At 56.9% G+C, this 23352-nt stretch carries 18 protein-coding genes; 3 read left to right on the plus strand and 15 right to left on the minus strand.

What is annotated here, in order from left to right:
- Positions 1-3 precede the first annotated feature (3 nt).
- From apaG to lptD, 5 genes are read right to left on the minus strand one after another with little or no spacing between them, the layout of a single operon-like run.
- A complete protein-coding gene (apaG, locus tag ACVV26_RS03340; RefSeq protein ID WP_312980537.1) occupies positions 4-381 on the minus strand; it encodes a Co2+/Mg2+ efflux protein ApaG in 378 nt (125 codons plus the stop codon).
- 3 nt (positions 382-384) lie between these two features.
- On the minus strand, positions 385-1206 hold the full coding sequence (rsmA, locus tag ACVV26_RS03345) for a 16S rRNA (adenine(1518)-N(6)/adenine(1519)-N(6))-dimethyltransferase RsmA (RefSeq protein WP_312980539.1): 822 nt from the start codon (positions 1204-1206) through the stop codon (positions 385-387).
- Complete coding sequence (pdxA, locus tag ACVV26_RS03350) at positions 1203-2198, minus strand: 4-hydroxythreonine-4-phosphate dehydrogenase PdxA (RefSeq protein ID WP_474799993.1); 996 nt, start codon at positions 2196-2198, stop codon at positions 1203-1205. Before pdxA ends, rsmA begins: the two co-directional genes overlap by 4 nt.
- Positions 2198-3484, minus strand: coding sequence for a peptidylprolyl isomerase SurA (gene surA / locus ACVV26_RS03355; RefSeq protein WP_312980543.1), 1287 nt, complete (start codon positions 3482-3484; stop codon positions 2198-2200). Before surA ends, pdxA begins: the two co-directional genes overlap by 1 nt.
- A 48-nt stretch (positions 3485-3532) precedes the next feature.
- A complete protein-coding gene (gene lptD, locus ACVV26_RS03360) occupies positions 3533-5890 on the minus strand; it encodes an LPS assembly protein LptD (protein ID WP_474799994.1) in 2358 nt (785 codons plus the stop codon).
- A gap of 361 nt (positions 5891-6251) precedes the next feature.
- Between lptD and djlA the strand changes: the two genes are divergently transcribed.
- Positions 6252-7067 (plus strand): co-chaperone DjlA, encoded by an 816-nt coding sequence (djlA, locus tag ACVV26_RS03365; RefSeq protein WP_474799995.1) that lies wholly within the window; start codon positions 6252-6254, stop codon positions 7065-7067.
- A 40-nt stretch (positions 7068-7107) separates the two neighbouring features.
- On the opposite strand, the gene rluA is transcribed toward djlA, so the two are convergent.
- The 7 genes from rluA to araB form a co-directional block, all read right to left on the minus strand.
- Positions 7108-7761, minus strand: coding sequence for a bifunctional tRNA pseudouridine(32) synthase/23S rRNA pseudouridine(746) synthase RluA (gene rluA, locus ACVV26_RS03370; RefSeq protein WP_474799996.1), 654 nt, complete (start codon positions 7759-7761; stop codon positions 7108-7110).
- 12 nt (positions 7762-7773) lie between these two features.
- Positions 7774-10680, minus strand: coding sequence for an RNA polymerase-associated protein RapA (rapA, locus tag ACVV26_RS03375; protein ID WP_474799998.1), 2907 nt, complete (start codon positions 10678-10680; stop codon positions 7774-7776).
- A 129-nt stretch (positions 10681-10809) separates the two neighbouring features.
- Entirely contained in the window at positions 10810-13167 is a 2358-nt protein-coding gene (gene polB / locus ACVV26_RS03380) for a DNA polymerase II (RefSeq protein ID WP_474799999.1), read from the minus strand.
- Between the two features lie 82 nt (positions 13168-13249).
- Positions 13250-13846, minus strand: a complete 597-nt coding sequence (locus tag ACVV26_RS03385) for a YdcF family protein (protein WP_474800000.1) — start codon at positions 13844-13846, stop codon at positions 13250-13252.
- 188 nt (positions 13847-14034) lie between these two features.
- Positions 14035-14730: an L-ribulose-5-phosphate 4-epimerase gene (araD, locus tag ACVV26_RS03390; RefSeq protein ID WP_474800001.1), complete on the minus strand. Its 696-nt coding sequence runs from the start codon at positions 14728-14730 to the stop codon at positions 14035-14037.
- A gap of 60 nt (positions 14731-14790) precedes the next feature.
- On the minus strand, positions 14791-16293 hold the full coding sequence (araA, locus tag ACVV26_RS03395; RefSeq protein WP_474800002.1) for an L-arabinose isomerase: 1503 nt from the start codon (positions 16291-16293) through the stop codon (positions 14791-14793).
- Between the two features lie 10 nt (positions 16294-16303).
- Positions 16304-18010 carry a ribulokinase gene (gene araB, locus ACVV26_RS03400; RefSeq protein ID WP_474800003.1) on the minus strand — a complete coding sequence of 569 codons (1707 nt, stop codon included), beginning with the start codon at positions 18008-18010 and terminating at the stop codon, positions 16304-16306.
- A gap of 339 nt (positions 18011-18349) precedes the next feature.
- Here araB and araC point away from each other — a divergent pair, with 339 nt between their 5' ends.
- Complete coding sequence (gene araC, locus ACVV26_RS03405; protein ID WP_474800004.1) at positions 18350-19201, plus strand: arabinose operon transcriptional regulator AraC; 852 nt, start codon at positions 18350-18352, stop codon at positions 19199-19201.
- Positions 19202-19324: 123 nt separating this feature from the next.
- Positions 19325-20098, plus strand: coding sequence for a DedA family protein (locus tag ACVV26_RS03410; RefSeq protein ID WP_474800005.1), 774 nt, complete (start codon positions 19325-19327; stop codon positions 20096-20098).
- Here the strand turns inward: ACVV26_RS03410 and thiQ are convergent.
- The 3 genes from thiQ to thiB are packed head-to-tail and all read right to left on the minus strand — an operon-like array spanning position 20095 to position 23346.
- A complete protein-coding gene (thiQ, locus tag ACVV26_RS03415) occupies positions 20095-20793 on the minus strand; it encodes a thiamine ABC transporter ATP-binding protein ThiQ (RefSeq protein WP_474800006.1) in 699 nt (232 codons plus the stop codon). The genes ACVV26_RS03410 and thiQ overlap by 4 nt on opposite strands.
- Complete coding sequence (gene thiP / locus ACVV26_RS03420) at positions 20777-22387, minus strand: thiamine/thiamine pyrophosphate ABC transporter permease ThiP (RefSeq protein WP_474800007.1); 1611 nt, start codon at positions 22385-22387, stop codon at positions 20777-20779. The genes thiQ and thiP overlap by 17 nt, the downstream gene beginning before the upstream one ends.
- On the minus strand, positions 22363-23346 hold the full coding sequence (gene thiB, locus ACVV26_RS03425) for a thiamine ABC transporter substrate binding subunit (RefSeq protein ID WP_474800008.1): 984 nt from the start codon (positions 23344-23346) through the stop codon (positions 22363-22365). The genes thiP and thiB overlap by 25 nt, the downstream gene beginning before the upstream one ends.
- Between the last annotated feature and the right edge of the window lie 6 nt (positions 23347-23352).

A 23352-nucleotide genomic window follows, 5' to 3' on the forward strand; every position in this document is an offset into this window, starting at 1 on the left:
TTATCAATGAATGAGTGTTGGAACGCAGAGACGGAAAACGGGTATGGCGACGCTGAACGTATTACCTTGCTCATCCACCATATGATAATGGCCTTCCATAGTGCCCAGCGGCGTTTCGATGACCGCGCCGCTGGTGTACTGATATTCGCTTCCCGGCGCGATATGGGGCTGTTCGCCGACAACCCCTTCGCCCTGAACTTCAGTTTCCCGTCCGTTGCCGTTGGTGATTAGCCAGTAACGACCTAACAACTGGACAGGCGATCGCCCCAGGTTGCGGATGGTCACGGTATAAGCAAACACGAAACGTTCTTCATCAGGAGACGATTGCGATTCGATGTACACGCTCTGAACCTGCACACAAACACGGGGCGAATTTAACATAGCTTAGCTCTCCTTCGAGGGCGGATTATCAGCTAAATAATTGGCCAACTGACAATATTGCGCGACCGAAATGTTTTCCGCACGCAGCGCCGGGTCGATACCCAGGCTTTCCAGCGCATCGAGGCTGAACACATTACCCAGGCTGTTGCGGATGGTTTTACGGCGTTGGTTGAACGCTTCGGTGGTAATACGGCTCAGCAGACGGATCTCTTTTACCGGATGCGGCAATGTGGTGTAAGGCACCAGACGCACCACGGCGGAGTCGACTTTGGGCGGTGGAGTAAACGCCGTCGGCGGCACTTCCAGCACCGGGATAATCTGGCAGTAGTACTGCGCCATCACGCTTAAACGACCATACGCTTTACTGTTCGGCCCTGCAACCAGGCGATTGACCACCTCTTTTTGCAACATAAAGTGCATATCGGCAATCGCATCAGTATAGCTAAAGAGATGGAACATCAGCGGCGTGGAGATGTTGTAGGGCAGGTTGCCGAACACGCGCAGCGGCTGACCCAGCGTACGGGACAACTCGCCGAAATCCATGGTCATGGCGTCCTGCTGATAAATGGTCAGCTTCGGCGCCAGGAACGGATGGGTTTGCAGGCGCGCCGCCAGATCGCGGTCAAGCTCGATGACCGTCATCTTATCCAGACGCTCGCCTACCGGCTCGGTTAATGCGCCAAGACCTGGGCCGATTTCGACCATCGCCTGGCCTTTTTGCGGATGAATGGCCGAGACAATGCTCTCAATAACAAATTGATCGTTAAGAAAGTTTTGCCCAAAACGCTTGCGGGCTAAATGACCCTGGTGAACTCGATTATTCATTGATTATTACTGTTAAAAACCATGCTGGTGGCGAGATTAAGCGCCGTGATAAAACTGCCCACGTCGGCAGTCCCCTGTCCGGCCAGTTCAAGCGCGGTGCCGTGGTCGACCGAGGTACGAATAAAGGGTAGACCGAGCGTGATATTCACCGCGCGGCCAAAGCCCTGGTATTTTAGCACGGGCAGGCCCTGATCGTGGTACATCGCGAGCACCGCGTCGGCATGATCGAGATATTTGGGCTGGAAAAGCGTATCTGCCGGGAGTGGTCCGGTAAGATTCATGCCTTTGGCGCGCATTTCGGTCAGCACCGGGATCAGGATGTCGATCTCTTCGGTGCCCATGTGCCCGCCTTCCCCCGCATGGGGGTTCAGGCCGCACACCAGAATATGCGGTTGCGGGATGCCGAATTTGGTCTGCAAATCGCTGTGCAAAATGGTGATGATTTCACGCAGCAGCGCGGGGGTGATGGCGTCTGCGATAGCGCGCAGCGGCAGGTGTGTGGTGGCCAGCGCCACGCGCAGCGTATCGGTCGCCAGCATCATCACCACTTTATGGCTGTGGGCGCGCTCTTCGAAAAATTCGGTATGGCCGGTAAACGGGATGCCGGCATCATTGATAATGCCTTTATGCACCGGGCCGGTGATCAGCGCGGCGAACTCGCCGTCGATGCAGCCGTCGCAGGCGCGGGCTAAGGTTTCCACCACGTAATGACTGTTCTCCACTTCCAGTTGCCCGGCGACGGACGGCGCGCGCAGAGATACCGGCAGCACGGTCAGTGACCCTTTTTGCTGGGGGCGCGGTGGCGTATCGGGTTGGAAGGGATGGAGCGTGAGGGGGAGATTAAGCAAGCTGGCGCGAGCCAGGAGAAGTTGCGGGTCGGCGCAGACCACCAGTTCGACGGGCCAGTCGCGCTGCGCAAGCATCGCGACCAGCTCGGGACCAATCCCGGCGGGTTCGCCGGGAGTGATTACCACACGCCAGGTGTTCGTCATTAGTTGCTCAGAACTTTGACGTAAGCGCTGGCGCGCTGTTCCTGCATCCACGTCGCTGCTTCTTCCGAGAACTTACGGTTGAACAGCATCCGGTAAGCACGATCTTTTTGCGCCGCATCGGTCTTATCGACGTTGCGGGTATCCATCAGCTCAATCAGGTGCCAGCCGAAGGAAGAGTGCACCGGCGAGCTGATCTGGCCTTTTTGCAGCTTCATCAGCGCATCGCGGAAGGCCGGATCGTAAACGTCAGGTGAAGACCAACCCATATCGCCGCCCTGGTTGGCAGAGCCCGGATCCTGGGAGAATTCACGCGCAGCCGCGGCAAAACTGGTTTTCCCGCTCTTGATATCAGCGGCAATCTGTTCCAGCTTCACGCGCGCCTGATCGTCAGTCATGATCGGCGACGGACGCAGCAGAATATGGCGCGCATGCACTTCGGTCACCGAAATGCTTTGCGACTGACCGCGCAGATCGTTCACTTTCAGAATGTGGAAGCCCACGCCTGAACGGATTGGGCCGACAACATCGCCTTTTTTGGCGGTGCTCAGCGCCTGACCAAAGATGGACGGCAGCTCCTGAATACGTCCCCAGCCCATCTGGCCGCCTTTCAACGCCTGTTGGTCTGCGGAGTAAGCAATGGCTAATTTACCGAAATCGCCACCGTTTTTCGCCTGGTCGACAATAGAGCGCGCCTGGCTTTCCGCTTCGCCGACTTGATCCGCCGTCGGGTTTTCCGGCAGCGGGATCAGGATGTGGCTCAGGTTCAATTCAGTGCTGGCGTCGTTCTGGTTGCCCACCTGCTGCGCAAGGGATTCGACTTCCTGCGGCAGAATGGTCACGCGACGGCGCACTTCGTTATTACGCACTTCGGAAATCGTCATCTCTTTACGAATCTGACTCCGGTAGGTGTTGTAATTGAGACCATCGTAGGCCAGACGGCTACGCATTTGGTCCAGCGTCATGTTGTTTTGCTTCGCGATATTCGCGATGGCCTGATCGAGCTGCTCATCGCTAATTTTGACGCCCATTTTCTGGCCCATTTGCAGGATAATCTGGTCCATGATCAGACGTTCCAGAATTTGATGACGCAGGGTCACGTCATCTGGAAGCTGTTGGCCAGCCTGGCCCGCGTTGAGCTTCACGGACTGCATCAGACCATCAACGTCACTTTCCAGCACCACGCCGTTATTCACGACGGCGGCGACTTTATCGACAACCTGCGGCGCAGCGAAACTGGCATTCACCACCAGGGTGAGACCAAGAAGCAGCGTTTTCCAGTTCTTCATACCTTTTCCATTATGATTAATCGCAAAGCGGAGTATATACATCAAGGCTTACAGCGAGCTTTGATACGGCAGAATGTTCGAACGCAACATCTGCTGGGTGCCGAGACCGTAGTTCGAGCTCAGGCCACGCAGTTCAACGTTGAAGCCAAACACATTGTCATATTTGCTCTGGTCATTTTCCCAACCGTTAATTTTCCGCTCATAACCCACGCGGATGGCATAACAGCAGGAGCTATACTGCACGCCAATCATCTGATCGGCCGGCTTTTTCGCATTGGTGTCGTAGTAGTATGCGCCCACTACGGACCAGCGATCGACGATCGGCCAACTTGCCGTGACGCCAACCTGAGAGATGCCGTCTTTATACTGGGTAGCTTCAGAGAACGAAGGCAATGTCGCCTGGATATATTCCGGGCTGGCATAGCGATAGTTCAACTGCATCAAACGGTCTTCGTCGCGGCGGTATTCAATGGCGCTACTGCCGGTGGCGACGTTATCCAGACGGGTATCGTACTGAACGCCGCCGCGCAGGCCCCAACGATCGGAGATGCGCCAGTAGGTGTCCGCCGCCCACAGGATAGAGCCGGTTTTCTTGTCTTTTTCCCAGTTGATATCTTCATCACCGGTACGGGACTCGGTGAAATAGTAGATTTGACCAACGGAAACGTTAAAACGTTCAATCGCTTCTTGATCATAAATACGCGATGTCACACCGGTCGTGACCTGATTAGCCGAAGCGATACGGTCAAGGCCGCCATAGGTCCGATCGCGGAACAGGCCGGAGTAGTCTGACTGCAACAGAGAGGAGTCGAAGTTATTGATACTGCTCTGATCGCGATAGGGCACATACAGGTATTGCGCGCGCGGTTCCAGCGTCTGGGAGTAGCCTTCCGCCCAGTTCATGTCCCGCTCAAACACCATTTTGCCGTCAATTTTGAACTGCGGCAGAGTACGGCTTACCGACTCTTTAAGCTTGTTAGCCGCTTCATTATTGCCGCCCAGGTAATTCTGGAAGTGCTCGATATTATCCTGCTGATAGTGCGTAGCCAGCAGTTTTGCTTCGGTATTGATGCTTCCCCACGCGTTGGACAGCGGCAGGTTAATGACCGGCTCAATATGCAGTCGGGTGGCTTCAGGATAGTTTTCGTTCACATTGACGAATTTCACCGCCTGAGCGTAAACACGGGTATCAAACGGACCGACGTTATTTTGATACCAGTTCACATCCAACTGCGGCTCGGCGCCGTAGGTGTTGCCAGCCTGAGTATTAAATACCTGGAATTTTTTGCTGGATACGGTGGCGTCAAAGTTTTCGTTGGCGTAACCGGCACTGAATTTTTGAGTGGCGTAGCCGTCGGTACTGGAACCGTAAGTTGAGCTAAAGTCGTTGAAGTAATACGGGTCGCTGACTTTGGTGTAGTCAACGTTAAAACGCCAAACCTGATTCATCACCCCGCTATGGTTCCAGTAATAGAGCCAGCGGTGCTTGTCGCTTTCCTGCGGGTGATCGTCCTTAAACTGGTCGTCAGAACCGAGGTAGTCAAACTCCATTAAACCTGCGCCCGCCTGGGTCAGATAGCGAAATTCGTTCTGCCACTGGGTGCCACGCTTTTCCATGTAGTTCGGCGTGATGGTGGCATCGAAGTTCGGCGCGATGTTCCAGTAATAAGGCAGCGAGAACTGAATGCCGTTATTGGTGCTGTATTTGGCATTGGGGATCAAAAAGCCGGAGCGGCGCTTATCGCCCACCGGAAGCTGCAAATACGGGCTATAGAAAACTGGCACCGGGCCCAGTTTAAATCGGGCATTCCAGATCTCCGCGACCTGCTCTTCACGGTCGTGGATCACTTCGCTGCCCACCACGCTCCAGGTATCTGAACCCGGCAGGCACGAAGTAAAGGTGCCGTTTTCCAGGATGGTGTAGCGGTTTTCGCCGCGCTGCTTCATGACGTCTGCCTTTCCGCGGCCCTGACGTCCTACCATCTGGTAATCGCCTTCCCAGACGTTGGTATCTTTGGTATTCAGGTTCGACCAGGCTTTCGGCCCTTTAAGGATCACCTGGTTATCGTCGTAGTGGACGTTACCGAGGGCGTCGACAGTGCGTACCGGATCCGGCTGGCCTTCGACCTGTTTTTGATGTAACTGGACTTCATCCGCCTGTAAGCGGCTGTTGCCTTGTTGAATATCTACATTACCGCCAAACACGGCGTTATCGGGATAATCGCCTTTCGCGCTATCCGCGTTAATCGTCACGGGCTGGCTATTGGGTTGCCCTTCTACCAGAGGACGGTTGTAGCTGGGCACGCCAAGCATACACTGTGAAGCGAGGTCTGCAGCCATACCGTGTTGGCTATAGAGGGCTGCGCCAATCATGGTGGCCAGCAAGGTGGGAATACGTTTTTTCATACGTGTTATTCGTTGTTCCGTCATCAGTGGCCTGTCCCCGTCATCGTTCAGGATCAAGAATGCATCATGCGCCTGGTCGCACGTGAGCATAGATGCAACCTGAAAGAATCAAAAGGGTATAGCGCTGGCAAACGGTCAGAGACTAACTGACTCATTACCACAGCGCTAGTGTTAATCCTGCCCGCTTTCGAGCCTGTTTGTTAGGCACGGCTTTGAATGACGGGTATGATAAAGCAAATTATAGGCGATGTCCCGCAGTTGACCGTGGCGTCAACGCCGGGCTAAAAGGCCCTGATACCGCGTAAAACGCGCGCAAAAAGGGAATATCGCCTGTCCAGCAGCCTGACGATTTGGGGAGTCTATGCAGTATTGGGGAAAAATAGTTGGCGTGGCGATGGCCCTGATGATGGGCGGTGGCTTCTGGGGCGTCGTATTAGGTTTGCTGATCGGTCACTTTTTTGACAAAGCGCGCAGTCGGCGGATGGCGTTTTTTAGTACGCAACAACAGCGGCAATCGCTGTTTTTCACCACCACATTTGAAGTGATGGGGCATCTCACTAAATCAAAAGGGCGTGTGACTCAGGCAGATATCCATATGGCGTCGCTGTTTATGGACCGGATGGATTTGCATGGTCATTCGCGCATCGCCGCGCAGAACGCGTTTCGCGTGGGCAAAGAGCCGGGTTACCCGTTACGCGAAAAAATGCGCCAGCTGCGCGGCATCTGTTTTGGCCGTTTCGATTTAATTCGGATGTTTCTGGAAATTCAGATCCAGACGGCGTTTGCCGACGGCTCCCTGCATCCCAATGAGCGCGAAGTGCTGTACGTCATTGCCGAAGAGTTGGGGATTTCACGCACCCAGTTTGACCAGTTCCTGCGCATGATGCAGGGTGGCGCGCAGTTCAGCGGCGGCGGGCAGCAGGGGCATCAGCAAGGGCCGTGGCAGCAAGCGCCGCAGGGCCCGACGCTGGAAGATGCCTGCAACGTGTTGGGCGTAAAACCCACGGATGAACCCACCACCATTAAGCGTGCGTATCGTAAGCTGATGAGCGAACACCACCCGGATAAGCTGGTTGCCAAAGGGTTACCGCCGGAAATGATGCAAATGGCGAAGCAGAAAGCGCAGGAAATTCAAAAAGCTTACGATCTGATTAAAACGACGAAAGGCTTTAAATAACCTGCACCGTTGCCTTCAGCCTGAAGGCAACGGTGCAGGTTCAGAAGTCGACGGGCGCGCGGAACGTCATGGCGTTGCCGAATTTCGGATGAGTGATGGTCAGCGTCTGGGCGTGCAGCAGCAGGCGCGGCGCCAGCGCTAAGGCTTCCGGGGTAGCGTAGAAACGATCCCCTAAAATCGGGTGACCCAGCGCCAGCATATGCACGCGCAACTGGTGAGAACGCCCGGTAATCGGTTTTAGCAGCACTCGCGCGGTATTATCCTCGCCGTACTCCAGCACGTTATACTCGGTTTGCGCCGCTTTGCCGGTTTCATAACACACCTTCTGCTTTGGCCGGTTCGGCCAGTCACAAATTAGCGGTAAATCCACTAGGCCTTTTTCCGGCGGATGTCCCCACACCCGGGCGACGTACTGCTTGCTCGGTTCGCGTTCGCGAAACTGGCGCTTCAGTTCGCGCTCGGCGGCTTTGGTGAGCGCCACCACGATCACGCCGCTGGTCGCCATATCCAGACGATGCACCGATTCCGCCTGCGGATAATCGCGCTGTATACGCGTCATCACGCTGTCTTTGTGCTCTTCGAGCCGGCCGGGGACAGAGAGCAGCCCGCTCGGCTTATTGACCACCATGATATGGTCGTCCTGATACAGGACGACCAGCCAGGGATCGGTTGCAGGATGATAGGCTTCCAGCATAGTGTTTCCCGATTACTGATGCGTAACGACGATCAGGCGCAGCGCGTCCAGCCGCCAGCTTGCTTCATTAAGGCTTGCCAGCACCTGATCGCGGTTGCTCTCAATGGCCGCGAGTTCGTCATCACGAATATTGGGGTTGACCGCTTTCAGGGCTTCAAGACGCGACAGTTCAGCAGACAGTTTCTCATCGGCTTCTTCGCGCGCCGTCTTAATTAACGCCTGCGCCGCGCTTTCTACCTTGCTTTCCGCCAGTTGCAGAATGGCATGCACGTCCTGCTGCACCGCGTTCACCAGTTTGCTGCTGGTGTGGCGATTCACCGCGCTGAGCTGGCGGTTGAAGCTTTCAAATTCTACTTGCGCCGCGAGGTTAGTGCCGTTTTTATCCACCAGCATGCGGATCGGCGTTGACGGCAGGAAGCGGTTAAGCTGCAACTGCTTCGGCGCTTTGGCTTCCACCACATAAATCAGTTCAAGCAACAGCGTACCCACCGGCAGCGCTTTGTTTTTCAGCAGCGACAGGGCGCAACTGCCGGTATCGCCGGACAGGATCAGATCCAGGCCGTTACGGATCAGCGGATGTTCCCAGGTGATGAACTGCGCATCTTCGCGAGACAACGCCACATCACGGTTAAAGGTGATGGTGCAGCCGTCTTCCGGCAGGCCCGGGAAATCCGGCACCAGCATATGGTCGGACGGGGTCAGCACGATCATATGCTCGCCGCGATCGTCCTGATTGATGCCGATGATATCGAACAGGTTCATGGCGAAGTTCACCAGACCGGTATCGTTATCCTGTTCAGCGATGGATTCCGCTAACGCCTGCGCCTGTTCGCCGCCGTTGGAGTTGATTTCCAGCAGGCGGTCGCGGCCCTGTTCCAGCTGCGCTTTTAAGGCATCATGCTGGTCGCGGCACGACTTAATCAGTTCATCAAAGCCTTCGGTTTCTTCCGGCGCGGCCAGATAGTTGATCAGCTCGTTATAAACGCTGTCGTAAATAGTGCGGCCCGTTGGGCAGGTATGCTCGAATGCGTCCAGCCCTTCGTGATACCAGCGCACCAGCACCGACTGGGCGGTTTTTTCCAGCCACGGCACCAGGATCTGAATATCGTGCGCCTGGCCGATACGGTCGAGACGGCCAATACGCTGCTCCAGCAGGTCCGGGTTGAACGGCAGGTCGAACATCACCAGATGGCTGGCGAACTGGAAGTTACGGCCTTCGGAGCCGATTTCAGAACACAGCAGCACCTGCGCGCCGGTATCCTCTTCAGAGAACCACGCCGCCGCGCGGTCGCGCTCGACGATAGACATCCCTTCATGGAACACCGCAGCACGGATACCTTCACGCTCGCGCAGCACCTGCTCAAGCTGCAACGCGGTGGTGGCCTTAGCGCAGATCACCAGCACTTTTTGCGAGCGATGGCTGGTGAGATAGCCCATCAACCAGTCAACGCGCGGGTCGAAGTTCCACCAGGTTCCGGTATCGCCTTCAAACTCCTGATAAATCTGTTCCGGATACAGCATGTCGCGGGCGCGTTCTTCGGCAGACTTACGCGCGCCCATGATCCCGGAGACTTTAATCGCCGTCTGGTACTGGGTCGGCAGCGGCAGTTTGACGGTATGCAGTTCGCGCTTCGGAAAGCCTTTCACGCCGTTACGGGTGTTGCGGAACAGCACGCGGCTGGTGCCGTGGCGATCCAGCAGCATCGAAATCAATTCCTGGCGCGCCGATTCCGCGCCGTCGCGGGTGCTGTTGGCGGTTTGGAGCAGCGGTTCGATATCCTGCTCGCCAATCAGTTCGCTCAGGGTGTTCAGTTCGTCGTTGGAAAGATGTTTTCCTGCCAGCAGCATGGCGACGGCATCCGCTACCGGGCGGTAATTTTGTTGTTCTTCAACAAACTGCTCGAAATCGTGGAAGCGGTTCGGATCCAGCAGGCGCAAACGGGCGAAGTGGCTTTCCAGGCCCAGCTGTTCCGGGGTTGCGGTCAACAGCAGCACGCCGGGAACCTGCGCCGCCAGCTGTTCAATCGCCAGATATTCACGGCTCGGCGCGGCTTCGCTCCACACCAGATGGTGGGCTTCATCCACCACCATTAAATCCCATTCGGCTTCGCACAGGTGCTCAAGGCGCTGTTTATTGCGGCGCACGAAATCCAGCGAGCAGATCACCAGTTGTTCGGTCTCGAACGGGTTATCGGCGTCGTGCTGGGCTTCGGCGTAACGATCGTCATCAAACAGCGCGAAGCGTAAATTGAAGCGGCGCAGCATTTCTACCAGCCACTGGTGTTGCAGGGTTTCCGGCACCACGATCAGCACGCGTTCCGCCGCGCCCGCCAGCAGTTGCTGATGAATAATCATGCCCGCTTCGATGGTTTTACCAAGACCCACTTCATCCGCCAGCAGTACGCGCGGCGCATGGCGGCGGCCCACGTCATTAGCGATGTGCAACTGATGTGGGATCAGGTTAGTGCGCTGCCCGCGCAGGCCGCTCCACGGCATACGGTACTGTTCGCTCTGGTAGCGGCGGGCGCGAAAACGCAGGGCGAAGCGATCCATTCGGTCGATTTGCCCGGCAAACAGGCGATCCTGCGGTTTACTGAACACCAGCTTGCTGTCGAGGAACACTTCACGCAGGGTGACGTTCTCCTCTTGGGTATCGAGCCGGGTTCCGGTGTAGGCGAGCAGCCCATTTTCTTCGGCGACATCGTCCACTTTTAACTGCCAGCCGTCGTGGCTGGTAATGGTGTCGCCGGGGTTGAACATCACACGGGTGATGGGGGAATCATTACGGGCATACAGACGGTTTTCGCCGGTAGCAGGGAAAAGCAAAGTCACCATACGCGCATCCAGCGCTACCACGGTTCCTAGTCCAAGTTCGCTTTCCGTGTCGCTAATCCAACGTTGACCAAGTGTAAAAGGCATATCTGTTCGGCTCTGGTTAATAATTTGCAGGCAATAGTATGTCCACCGCAAAAAGCTCGCGGTGCGGTAAATGGGATTCAGAATAGGAAAGGGCGCTATGGTACTGGATGGTAACGCGTTCGTCACCTGTCAAAATAACCCCAGTTGCCCTGTCATCAGTGTAGCAAAGTCATCTTTCATGAAAGGTAAAATTCCATCTGCCACCGGCTGGAGCTGGCGCGTCAGGTAATGATCGTAATCCAGCGGCGAGCGCTGATAGTCGCGCGGTTCCGGCCCGTTCGTGGTCCAGACGTATTTGATCGTACCGCGATTCTGGTACTGGGCGGGCCTGCCGAGGCGGGCGTTTTCTTCATCCGCCAGCCGCGCGGCGCGCACATGGGGCGGCACGTTGCGCTGATACTCTTTTAACGGGCGGCGCAGGCGTTTGCGGTAAACCAACTGATCGTCGAGTTCGCCGTTCAGCAGTTTGGCGATGGTCTCGCGTACAAAATCCTGGTACGGCTCGCGGCGAAATATTTTTAGATACAGCGCCTGCTGGAAATTTTGCGCCAGCGGCGTCCAGTCGGTGCGCACGGTTTCCAGACCTTTGAATACCATACGCTGCTCGCCGTCTTGCTCTATCAACCCGGCATAGCGTTTCTTGCTGCCCATCTCTGCGCCGCGGATGGTGGGCATTAAAAAGCGCGTAAAATGGGTTTCGAACTCCAGCTCCAGCGCGCTTTCCACGTTCAGGGTTTGTTTCAGATGCTCGCGCCACCACTGGTTGACTTTGGCGACCAGGGCGTTGCCGATTTCGCTGGCCTGGGCGTTATCATACGGCTTTTTGAGCCACACGAAGGTCGAGTCGGTATCGCCGTAAATCACGTCGTAGCCCTCCGCCTCAATGAGCGCTTTGGTCTGGCGCATGATGTCATGTCCACGCAGCGTAATGGAGGACGCCAGGCGCGGGTCGAAGAACCGGCAGGCGCTGGTGCCCAACACGCCGTAAAAGGCATTCATGATAATTTTCAGCGCCTGGGAGAGCGGTTTGTTGCCGTGCTTTTTGGCCTCTTCACGTCCCAGCCAGATTTGCGAAACGATCCCCGGTAAGCAGTGGTTAGTACGCGAGAAACGGGCATTAAGATAGCCTGCCACGCTGTGCTCTTCATCGGGCTGCGACAGGCCTTCTATCAGGCCCACCGGGTCGATCAAAAAAGTGCGGATAATCGACGGGTACAGACTTTTGTAGTCGAGCACCAGTACCGAATCGTACAGACCTGGACGCGAATCCATCACATAACCGCCTGGGCTCGCCTGGGGCGGTACATCGCCCAGATTCGGGGCCACAAAACCGGCGCGGTGCATACGCGGAAAATAGAGGTGGCTGAACGATGCCACCGACCCGCCGTGACGATCCGCCGGCAGCCCGTTGACCGTCGAGCGCTCCAGCAGAAACGGCATGATCTCGGTTTTGTGGAAGATACGCGTGACCAGCTCACAGTCTTTCAGGTTATAGGTCGCCAGCGCCGGTTTATCTTCAACAAAGCGGCGGTCGATTTCCGCCATCCGGTCCCAGGGGTTATCTATGGCTTTCCCTTCGCCCAGTAGCTCCTGCGATACCGCTTCCAGCGAGAAAGAAGAAAAGCTCCAGAACGCCGATTTCAGCGCATCGATACCGTCAATCATCAACCGGCCCGGCGCCTGGGCGAAAAATACCCCGGCTTTAAAACCGTGCTCGCGCCACTCGATTTCCTGGCTGTTGCGCCCGAGACGCAGCGGGATGCCGTAGCGTTCGGCGTGTTTTTGCAGCATTTTTAAATCGAACTGGATCACGTTCCAGCCGATCAGCACATCGGGATCGAATTCGGCAAACCAGGCGTTAAGTTTTTCTAGCAGCTGCGGACGGCTGGCAACGTATTCGAGTTTGAAGTCCAGCCCGGTTGCGTCGCCGTTTTCCGGCCCGAGCATGTAAACGGTGCGCTCACCGCAACCTTCAAGGCCGATGCAGTAGAGTTCCCCATGGCGGTTAGTTTCGATATCCAGCGAGACCCATTTTAGCGCCGGACGGTACGCCGGGTTCGGCTTCATCTTCGCGTCACGCAGCCCGCCGCCGCGCATCTCGCCGCTGACCCAGACCGGCGCGGTGATAAACCGCTCCATCAGGTAGCGCTCCGGCGGACGGACATCGGCTTCATAGACCGTGACGCCCGCTTCGCGCAGCAGTTTCTCGCAGCGCATGAGTTGACGATGCTGACGAAAATAGAGGCCGCATACCGGCTGCTGATGAAAATCACGCAGGAAAAGAGGTTCAAGACGATACGATTCGCCCGCCAGCGCACGTTCCACGTGGGCGCGCTGGGCGTATGGGATGAACGCGACGGACTCCTGCGCAGGCAATGTCACGCACAGCGGCCCCTGGTCAGTCGCCAGCCAGAATTGCACTTCAGTGCCCTGTGGCGTATCCCGCCAGTGTCGGGTCAGAACAAACCCCTGCCGCGTCTCTGCCACGCTCATTTCCCGCTAAAAAACCAGGCCTGATTATAGCCTGAATTTCATTATGACGCTGGTGTTTTGTACAGTACTGGCAGGGTTAAAGTACGCGATAAACACAATACAGGGAGTACCAGAACGTCTCGCGCAACAGGAAAGTGGTTTTAGCGCTAAATGAGTGAAAGCGGCTGGTTTGCGTGGGCGATGTCCAGGCCTCGATCCTTTCATCCTGGGCAATCAACATAATTCGCTTCATATGCAGCGGATCGCTGACGATGAGCGCATTATGCAGTTGATTCAACGCCATGATCCCTTTGGCATAGCGCAGGTTTTCGCGGCTAACCTGAGAGCGATCTTCCACCAGAATCGCCTGGTCAGGCACGTTTTGCGCCAGCAAATAGCGACGGGCGACGGCAGCATCGGATAGCGCGTTATCATGTGAATAACCGCCAGTGACAATCAGCGTTTTGACGTAGCCATCGCGGTATAACGCTACTGCATGATTAAGCCGCTCCTGGAAAACGGGGGAGGGACGATCGTCCGTCACCGCCGCGCCTGCGATGATAGCGCAGTCGGCAGTATGGGTTTCGTCACGCAGGCTGTATTGATAGATTGAGAGGGCGTTGATGGCGCCCACCGTGAAGATTGCTAACACGATGGTTGCCAAAATAATGACCGAAGCTTTTTTCGCATTCATGCCGATCTCTTCCGCTGATGTTGTTTCAAGCTGACCTGAAAAGTGGGTCGCTATTTTGTTCCCTGAAACATAAGCTGAAAAGAGGGTAGCAACGCCTTTCAGTTTTTTACCCGGCGGGATATTGCGTTGCGAAAAGAGGTAAAAAAAACCCAGATCGCGGTCTGGGTTTTAGATAAAAGGACGCTTTATTACTGCCCGTAATACGCCTTCGCCCCATGCTTACGCAGATAGTGCTTATCCAGCAGGGTTTGCTGCATCGGCGGCAGATCGGGAGTGAGCTGGCGGCAGAAGATCCCCATATAGGCCACTTCTTCCATCACAATCGCATTATGCACCGCATCCATCGCGTCTTTACCCCAGGCAAAGGGACCGTGGGAATGCACCAGTACGCCAGGCATCTGTTTAGCTTCAATGCCCAGCTCGCGGAAGGTTTCGACGATCACCGTGCCGGTATCCCACTCATACTCGCCGTTAATTTCCGCATCGGTCATTTTGCGGGTGCAAGGGATTGCGCCGTAAAAATAGTCGGCATGGGTGGTGCCGGTCGCCGGAATGCTTTTCCCGGCCTGTGCCCAGATAGTGGCGTGGCGGGAATGGGTGTGCACAATACCGCCGATATCGGGGAACTGTTGATACAGCAGGCGGTGGGTTGGCGTGTCCGAAGAGGGCTTTTTAGTGCCTTCCACTACCTCGCCAGTCTCAATGCTGACCACCACCATATCCTCGGCGGTCATCACCGTGTAATCCACGCCCGACGGTTTGATGATAAACACGCCCTGCTCGCGGCAGACGGCGCTGACGTTACCCCAGGTCAGGGTAACCAGATTGTGGGCCGGTAGCGCAAGGTTGGCTTCCAGCACCTGACGTTTTAGATCTTCTAACATCGTTGTCCTCCGCTAAAAAAAGGGGCCAGCCACCTGGGCTGGCCAAAGGTTCCCCTGTGATTAGCGTTTAAAGCCGTAGTAAACCTCATTCCAGCGCAGCGCATCTTTGAACGCTGGCAGGCGGGTGTCGTTGTCGATAACCGTCAGTTCGATGTCGTTCAGTTCTGCGAACAGGCGCATATCGTCGAGGGTTAACGCGTGGCTGAATACGGTATGGTGTGCACCGCCCGCCAGGATCCAGGCTTCGGAAGCGGTAGTCAGATCCGGCTGCGCTTTCCACAGCGCGTTCGCTACCGGCAGTTTCGGCAGCGCGTGCGGCGCTTCAACGGTATCCACGCAGTTAACCAGTAGGCGGAAACGATCGCCCAGATCGATCAGGCTGGCGTTAATGCCCGGGCCGGTTTTGCTGGAGAAGATCAGGCGCGCTGGATCGTCTTTACCGCCAATGCCGAGGTATTGCACATCAAGGATCGGTTTTTCATCGGTGGCGATAGACGGGCACACTTCTAGCATATGAGAGCCCAGCACCATGTCGTTGCCGGATTCGAAGTTGTAGGTGTAGTCCTCCATAAACGAGGTGCCGCCGTTCAGCCCGCCGGACATCACTTTCATGATGCGCAGCAGCGCCGCGGTTTTCCAGTCGCCTTCGCCCGCGAAGCCGTAGCCTTGTTGCATCAGACGCTGTACCGCCAGGCCCGGCAGTTGCTTCAGGCCGTGCAGGTCTTCAAACGTGGTGGTGAAGGCATGGAAACCGCCCTGCTCGAGGAAGCGCTTCATGCCAAGTTCGATACGCGCCGCGTCAATCACGTTCTGGCGTTTGTCGCCGTTAACCTGCGCCGCAGCCGTCAGGCGGTAGCTGCTTTCATATTCATCAACCAACGCGCTCACGTCGCCATTGCTGATTTCGTTAACTACCGCAACCAGATCGCCCACACCCCATGTGTTCACCGAGAAGCCGAATTTGATTTGCGCCGCGACTTTATCGCCGTCGGTAACTGCCACTTCACGCATATTGTCGCCGAAACGCACCACTTTCAGATGGCGGGTTTCCTGTTTAGAGACCGCCTGGCGCATCCATGAGCCGATGCGCTGGTGGGCTTTAGGATCTTTCCAGTAACCCGTTACCACGCTGTGCTGTTGACGCATACGCGCGCCGATAAAGCCGAACTCGCGGCCGCCGTGCGCGGTCTGGTTCAGGTTCATAAAGTCCATATCAATGCTGTCCCACGGGATCTGGGCATTGAACTGGGTATGGAATTGCAGCAGCGGCTTGTTAAGGATGCTCAGGCCGTTGATCCACATTTTGGCCGGAGAGAAGGTGTGCAGCCATACCATCATCCCGGCGCAGTTATCGTGATAGTTCGCGTCGCGGCAGATGGCGGTGATTTCGTCCGGCGAGGTGCCGAGCGGTTTCAGCACCAGTTTGCAGGGCAGTTTGGCTTCGCTGTTCAGGGAATCCACCACCTGTTGTGCGTGTTGCGTCACCTGGCGCAGCGTTTCCGGGCCATAAAGATGTTGGCTGCCGATTACAAACCATACTTCGTATTTACTAAAGGCTGTCATTGTCTTGTCCTTAAAGCGTCAGGGCTGCACGGTCTGCATCAGAAGGCTGGGCCGTGTCAGAGGGGGAATAGTGAAGTTCGGCGCTCTCACACCAGCGTTGGTAGCGGCGATACAGTTCTTCGAAGCGGGCAGCGGTGGCCGGGTCTGGCTGGAGCGTTTTTTCCATCTCGCTCGCCATGGCCTGCTGCGCCTGGGGAATATCGTCATACACGCCAGCGGCGACGGCGGCGAAAATAGCCGCGCCCAGCGCGCAACATTGATCGGAGCCGACAATCTGTAACGGGCGGTTTAGCACATCGCAGCACACCTGCATGATGACCTGGTTTTTACGGGCGATCCCGCCCAGCGCCACCACTTCGTTAACCGGGATGCCCTGGTCGGTGAAGCACTCCATAATGGCGCGCGCGCCAAAAGCGGTAGAGGCGATCAGCCCGCCGAACAGCAGCGGGGCGTCGGTGGCAAGATTCACATCGGTGATCACCCCTTTCAGACGCTGGTTGGCGAACGGCGTGCGGCGGCCGTTAAACCAGTCGAGGATCACCGGCAGGTGATCGAGCGACGGCTGCTTCGCCCAGTCAGCGGTGAGCGCAGGTAACAGCGCTTTTTTGCTTTCGCTGATTTGGGTTTTCAGTTCTGGGTGCTGTTCGGCAAGCCGATCCAGCGGCCAGCTCAGCACGCGGCCAAACCAGGCGTACATATCGCCAAATGCCGACTGGCCTGCCTCCATACCGATAAAATCAGGCACTACGCTGCCGTCCACTTGTCCGCAGATACCCTTAACGGCGCGGTCGCCGACGGTGTCTTTATCGGCAATCAGGATGTCGCAGGTGGAGGTGCCTATCACTTTCACCAGGGTATTCGGCTGGGCGTTCGCGCCGACCGCGCCCATATGGCAGTCAAACGCGCCGCCGCTGATCACCACGCTTTCTGGCAGACCGAGGCGTGCAGCCCAGTCCGCCGTCAACGTGCCCACCGGTACGTCTGCGGTCCAGGTCTCGGTAAACAGCGGGAGTTCGAGGTTCTGGCTGATGATCGGATCGAGTTCGTCAAAGAAGCTGGCAGGCGGTAATCCGCCCCAGCTTTCGTGCCACAGAGATTTATGGCCCGCGCTACAGCGTCCACGACGAATAGCCGCCGGGGCGGTCGTGCCGGAAAGCAGCGCCGGGATCCAGTCGCACAGTTCAATCCACGAGGTGGCGGCCTGAGCGACTGAGGCGTCCTGACGGGTAACGTGCAGGATTTTGGCCCAGAACCATTCGCTGGAGTACACGCCGCCGATATAGCGCGAGTAATCGATTTTATCCGGCTGGTGGCACAAACGGGTGATGGCCTCGGCTTCTTCGACCGCTGTGTGATCTTTCCACAATACGAACATAGCGTTCGGGTTATCGGCGAAGCCCGGATTAAGCGCCAGCACATTGCCTTCTGCATCGACAGGCGCAGGCGTGGAGCCCGTAGTGTCAACGCCGATGCCCACCACCTGCTGGCGTTTTTCAGCGCCCAACTGGTCAAGCACGCTTTTTAATGCGGCTTCCATGGATTCAATGTAATCAAGGGGATGGTGGCGGAATTGGTTACGTGCGGCGTTACAGTACTGCCCGGCCTGCCAGCGCGGATACCATTCCACACTGGTGGCAAGTTCAGCGCCCGAGGTGCAATCAACCGCTAAGGCGCGAACCGAGTCGCTGCCAAAGTCGAGTCCCAGCGCAATGGCCATTTTTTCACTCCATGGATAAACAAACATGCAGTGACATTAGATTTCCGGGGAAAAAAGAGTCAGGTGTATTTGGCTTATCTTATGGATTAAAGTGCTATGCCTTGCTGATTTGTGACCTCACGCAAATAATAGATGTGGACAATTCTGTCGCGGTTATAGACACTTTGGTTATCAAGCGAAAAGCCTGATGTGAGCGGTTATCTCGATGAGTTTTTAGGTTCAAATCCAGTGGGGAAGTGAGTTATTGTGGTTCATGGCTTCGGTTATTCCCAATTTTCAGGGGTGTCGTAAGATATGGACAAATGGTCTCTTCCCACCGATGGTGGAGCACGATTTACTATGGCTGAAACGCAAAACGATCCCCTGTTGCCGGGGTATTCATTTAATGCGCATCTGGTCGCGGGATTAACGCCCATTGACGCCGAGGGCCACCTCGATTTCTTTATCGATCGCCCCCTTGGCATGAAAGGCTACATCCTGAACTTCACTCTTCGCGGAGAAGGGGTCGTCAAGAACAACGGTAAAGAGTTCATCTGCAAGCCAGGGGATATGCTGCTGTTCCCGCCGGGCGAAATTCATCATTATGGCCGCAGCCCGCAGGCCAAAGAATGGTATCACCAGTGGGTGTACTTCCGTCCGCGCGCCTACTGGCAGGAGTGGCTGAGCTGGCCGTCGATATTCGCCCAGACCGGCTACTATCGGCCTGCTGAAGGCGAGCAGCACGCCTTTTCCGCGTTGTTCCAGCAAATCATTGAGGCCTCCCAGCGTGAAGGGCGTTATTCCGAGCTGCTGGCGATTAATTTGCTGGAGCAGCTCTTTTTGCGCCGCGTTGAGGCGATCAGTGAGTCAATGAAAGCGCCGCTTGATAACCGGGTAAGGGATGCCTGCCAGTACATCAGCGACCATTTAGCCGACAGCCATTTCGATATTGCCGGCGTCGCGCAGCACGTTTGTCTGTCGCAGTCGCGCCTGTCGCACCTGTTCCGCCAGCAACTGGGGGTCAGTGTTCTAAGCTGGCGAGAGGATCAGCGCATCAGCCAGGCGAAGCTGTTGCTGAGCACCACCCGGATGCCTATCGCCACCGTAGGCCGCAATGTCGGCTTTGAGGATCAGCTTTATTTTTCCCGGGTATTCAAGAAATGCACCGGCGCCAGCCCGAGCGAGTTTCGCGCCGGGTGCGAGTCGAGCTAACGTAAACCAAAACTTAATGATTCTGTGAATGTCATAACCGGTAGGCTATACAGAGTAATGATGTCTTGACGAGAGTCAGGGTGCCAGGGAGAATCGCTCCCTCGTTATTTTACCGGAACCTTTATGGAAGCATTCCTGGATCATTTTATTACCCAATCAGTCACTTATTCTCTGATTGCGGTGGCGCTGGTGGCGTTTCTGGAATCGCTGGCGCTGGTTGGGCTGCTGCTGCCGGGCACGGTGATGATGGCCGGTTTAGGCGCGCTAATCGGCAGTGGCGAAGTGAATTTTTATCAGGCCTGGGCGGCAGGGATTGTCGGCTGTATGCTGGGCGACTGGATCTCGTTCTGGCTGGGCTGGCGCTTTAAAAAGCCGCTGCACCGCTGGTCATTCCTTAAGAAAAACAAAGCGCTGCTGGATAAAACCGAGCACGCGCTGCATCAGCACAGTATGTTCACCATCCTGGTGGGGCGCTTTGTCGGGCCGACGCGCCCGCTGGTGCCGATGGTCGCCGGAATGTTGGATCTCCCGGCGATCAAATTTCTCCCACCGAACCTGATTGGCTGTCTGTTCTGGCCGCCATGTTATTTCCTGCCCGGCATTCTCGCCGGTGCCGCCATTGATATCCCGGCGGATCAGCAAAGCGGGGCGTTTAAGTGGATGCTGCTTGGCGTGGCGTTGCTGCTCTGGCTGGCAGCATGGCTGTGCTGGCGATTGTGGCGCAGCGCGAAAGCCAATCCAGGCGAGAAACTGGTGCAGTGGCTGCCACGCGGCAGATTATTGTGGTTAGCGCCGCTGGTCAGCGTGGCGGGGATAGGCGCGTTAATCGCCATCCTGAATCACCCCCTGATGCCGGTGTACCGAGCCATTCTCTGGAAGGTAGTCGCCGGTTTTTAACGCGGGATGCCCAGCAAGGCTGAGGCGTCGCTGTTTCCTTCCAGTAACGTGGCGGTGGCTCCATCCCAGATGATGCGCCCATCGCGCACCACCAGGCTGCGTGGGGCGATGCTCTGCGCATCTTCCAGGCTGTGCGAAACCATCAACAACGTCATATTGCGCTCGTGGCACAGGGTGCGTAGAAGCCGGAGCATTTCCTGGCGCAGCGCCGGATCCAGCGCCGAGAAGGGTTCGTCCAGCAGCAAAATCGGCTGCTGGCGGATCAGACAGCGCGCCAGCGCCGCCCGTTGACGCTGGCCGCCCGACAGTTCACCCGGCAGCCGATCCAGCAGTTCGGTTAAGCCCATTTTCCCCGCCAGCGTAGTGATCTCATCACGCTGCGCATCGTTAAGTTTCAGCCCCGGATGCAATCCCAGCCCGATATTCTGGCGCACCGTTAAGTGGTTAAACAGATTGTTTTCCTGGAACAGCATCGACACCGGGCGCTTCGCGGGTGGCGTGTGGGTATGATCGCCTCCGTTGAGCGCAATGCGCCCGCTCGCCGGGCTCAGGAATCCGGCAATCAAATTCAGCAGGGTGCTTTTTCCGGCACCGCTTGGCCCAAGAATGGCGATCCGTTCACCCGCATCGGCGTGAAACGAAAAACGCATCGGCAGATGGTGGTAAAGCCAGGTTACATCAGTGAGCGTTAGCATGTCGTCCCGCCAGTTTTTCAATGACCGTAAAAAGCGCAAAGCAGAGTAACAGCAGCAACAGTGCGGTCACCGCGCCGTCGTCGCTGCGATACGCGCCAATCTGCTGGTACAGGTAATAAGGCAGCGTGCGGAAGTTATCATTACCGAACAGCGCCACCACCCCGAAATCGCCAATCGACAACACGCTGGCAAAGGCCATCGCCTGGGCGATCGGTTTTTTCAGCGCCCGCAGTTCGATAATCTTCAGGCGGTTCAGTCCCTGAATATCCAGCGACTGGCACAGCGGCCCGTAACGCAACGCGATGTCGCGCATCGGGTTATCCAGCACTTTCTGGGCATAGGGCACCGCCATCAGTGCGTTAGTGAAAATCACGATGCCGTCCGCCGATTCCGGCAATCCGATGGTGTTATTGAGCAGCAGGAAGAAACCCGTCGCCAGCACAATGCCCGGCATGGCCAGAATCAACATGCCGCTAAGTTCCAGACTCTGCGCCGCCAGCCGCCGCTGGCGCAGATACAGTTCGCGCCCGCTCCACAGCAACATCATGGTCAGCGTCACGCACAGCAGCCCGGCACCCAGCGCGATGCGCAGCGAGGCCCATAGCGCATCCCAGAGAATGGATTGCGACAGCACCCGCAGGATGTCGCCCTGCAGGCCATCAATGATGACCGCCATCAGCGGCGGCAGCATCAGGATCAGCGCCAGGCCGATCAGCAGCCCATCGGCCAGCTTGCTGCGCCAGCTATCCTGAGGATCGCGCCAGCCGTGGATTTGATTAACGCCCGGCGCAATGGCTTTGCCTAAGCGCTGGCTCAGCAGTACCAGCCCCAGACAGCAGGTCATCTGGATCAGCGCCAGCAGTGCGGCGCGCGCCGGATCGTAATCGAAACTCAGTGCCTGGTAGATGGCCAGCTCGATGGTAGTCGCCTGCGGCCCGCCGCCCAGCGAGAGTACCGTGGCGAAGCTGGCGAAGCAGAGCATAAAGATCAGCGCCGCCACCGATGGCAACTGGCGGCGGATCCACGGCCACTCCACCAGCCGGAAAAAATGCCAGCCGCGCATACCCAGTTGGGCGGCAATCTGGCGCTGTTCGCCGGGGATTTGCTCAAGGGTTTGCAGCAGCAGACGGGTCGCCATCGGCATATTAAAGAATACATGGGCCAGCAAAATGCCCTGTAAGCCGTACGGGGAGAAGGTCCACTCCAGGCCCAGTTTAGCCCACAGCGCCGCCAGCCAGCCGGTGCGCCCGTAAACGCTGAGCAGGCCGAAAACCGCCACCAGCACCGGCAGAATTAACGTCATCGCGCACAGGCGTAGCAGCGCCTGGCGGCCAGGAAAACGCCGCCGGTACAGGGCGCGGGCAAGGGGAATGGCGGGGATAACCGACAGTAGCGCGGACAGCAGCGCCTGCCAGAATGAGAAGCGCACTACATGCCAGAGATAGCTGTCCTGCCAGAAGCCTGCGCCATCCGTTTGCGGCGCGTTGAACCACAGCGCGCTAAAGGCCGCCACCGCCACCGCCACCATGATCAGCGCGGCGATGACACCCGGCCACAGCCAGCCCGGAATTAGCGGCTGACGGCGCGCAGCCATGTATTAATCCAGTTTGCGCGCTGGGACGCGACTTCCTGCGGCGTGAACTGTAAGGTGGTTTGCGGTTTGGTGAGCAGCTCAAAGCCCTGCGGCAGGGCGACGTCTGTGACCGGATACATCCAGTTGCCGGTAGCGATGGTGTTCTGGAACGCCGGTGAGACCATAAAGGTCAGGAATTTTTGCGCCAGCTCCGGCTGCTTACTGCTTGCCAGACGCCCGGCGACTTCCACCTGCAAGTAGTGTCCTTCGCTGAAGTTGGCGGCGGCGTATTGATCCTTTTTCTCTTCGATGATGTGGTACGCCGGAGAGGTGGTGTAGCTCAGCACCAGATCGCTTTCGCCCTTCTGGAACAGGCCATAGGCTTCGCTCCAGCCTTTAGTGACCGTGACGGTTTTCGCCGCCAGCTTTTTCCAGGCATCCGGCGCGTTATCGCCATACACTTTTTGCATCCACAGCAGCAGACCCAGGCCTGGCGTACTGGTGCGCGGGTCCTGGTAAATCACCCGCCATTTCTGGTCGCTTTCCACCAACTCCTTCAGGCTTTTCGGCGGGTTCGCCAGTTTGGTTTTGTCGTACACAAACGCGAAATAGCCGTAATCAAACGGCACGAAGGTGTCATTTTGCCAGCCACCCGGCACGTTTACGGTATCGCTTTTTACGCCGCTTTTGGCGAACTGACCGGTTTGGGTTGCCGCTTCCAGCAGGTTGTTGTCCAGCCCGAGGATCACATCGGCTTTGCTGTTTTTGCCTTCCATCCGCAGACGGTTCAGCAGCGAGACGCCGTCTTCCAGCGCCACGAACGTGAGTTCGCAATCGCACTCTTTTTCAAACGCGGCTTTGACTTTCGGGCCTGGGCCCCAGTCAGCGGAGAAAGAGTCGTAGGTATAAACGGTGAGCGCAGGCTTCGCGAAAACCGGAGCGGCCGCGAGGACCAGTAATGGGAGAAATTTTTTGAACACTTTGCA

The sequence above is a fragment of the Atlantibacter sp. MEI4A-1023 genome, from assembly GCF_056155425.1.

Bases quoted from the DNA above. Each gene is read 5' to 3' on its own strand.
- apaG (WP_312980537.1), bottom strand. From the start codon at position 381: ATGTTAAATTCGCCCCGTGTTTGTGTGCAGGTTCAGAGCGTGTACATC.
- rsmA (WP_312980539.1), bottom strand. From the start codon at position 1,206: ATGAATAATCGAGTTCACCAGGGTCATTTAGCCCGCAAGCGTTTTGGG.
- pdxA (WP_474799993.1), bottom strand. From the start codon at position 2,198: ATGACGAACACCTGGCGTGTGGTAATCACTCCCGGCGAACCCGCCGGG.
- surA (WP_312980543.1), bottom strand. From the start codon at position 3,484: ATGAAGAACTGGAAAACGCTGCTTCTTGGTCTCACCCTGGTGGTGAAT.
- lptD (WP_474799994.1), bottom strand. From the start codon at position 5,890: ATGAAAAAACGTATTCCCACCTTGCTGGCCACCATGATTGGCGCAGCC.
- djlA (WP_474799995.1), top strand. From the start codon at position 6,252: ATGCAGTATTGGGGAAAAATAGTTGGCGTGGCGATGGCCCTGATGATG.
- rluA (WP_474799996.1), bottom strand. From the start codon at position 7,761: ATGCTGGAAGCCTATCATCCTGCAACCGATCCCTGGCTGGTCGTCCTG.
- rapA (WP_474799998.1), bottom strand. From the start codon at position 10,680: ATGCCTTTTACACTTGGTCAACGTTGGATTAGCGACACGGAAAGCGAA.
- ACVV26_RS03385 (WP_474800000.1), bottom strand. From the start codon at position 13,846: ATGAATGCGAAAAAAGCTTCGGTCATTATTTTGGCAACCATCGTGTTA.
- araD (WP_474800001.1), bottom strand. From the start codon at position 14,730: ATGTTAGAAGATCTAAAACGTCAGGTGCTGGAAGCCAACCTTGCGCTA.
- araA (WP_474800002.1), bottom strand. From the start codon at position 16,293: ATGACAGCCTTTAGTAAATACGAAGTATGGTTTGTAATCGGCAGCCAA.
- araB (WP_474800003.1), bottom strand. From the start codon at position 18,010: ATGGCCATTGCGCTGGGACTCGACTTTGGCAGCGACTCGGTTCGCGCC.
- araC (WP_474800004.1), top strand. From the start codon at position 18,350: ATGGCTGAAACGCAAAACGATCCCCTGTTGCCGGGGTATTCATTTAAT.
- ACVV26_RS03410 (WP_474800005.1), top strand. From the start codon at position 19,325: ATGGAAGCATTCCTGGATCATTTTATTACCCAATCAGTCACTTATTCT.
- thiQ (WP_474800006.1), bottom strand. From the start codon at position 20,793: ATGCTAACGCTCACTGATGTAACCTGGCTTTACCACCATCTGCCGATG.
- thiP (WP_474800007.1), bottom strand. From the start codon at position 22,387: ATGGCTGCGCGCCGTCAGCCGCTAATTCCGGGCTGGCTGTGGCCGGGT.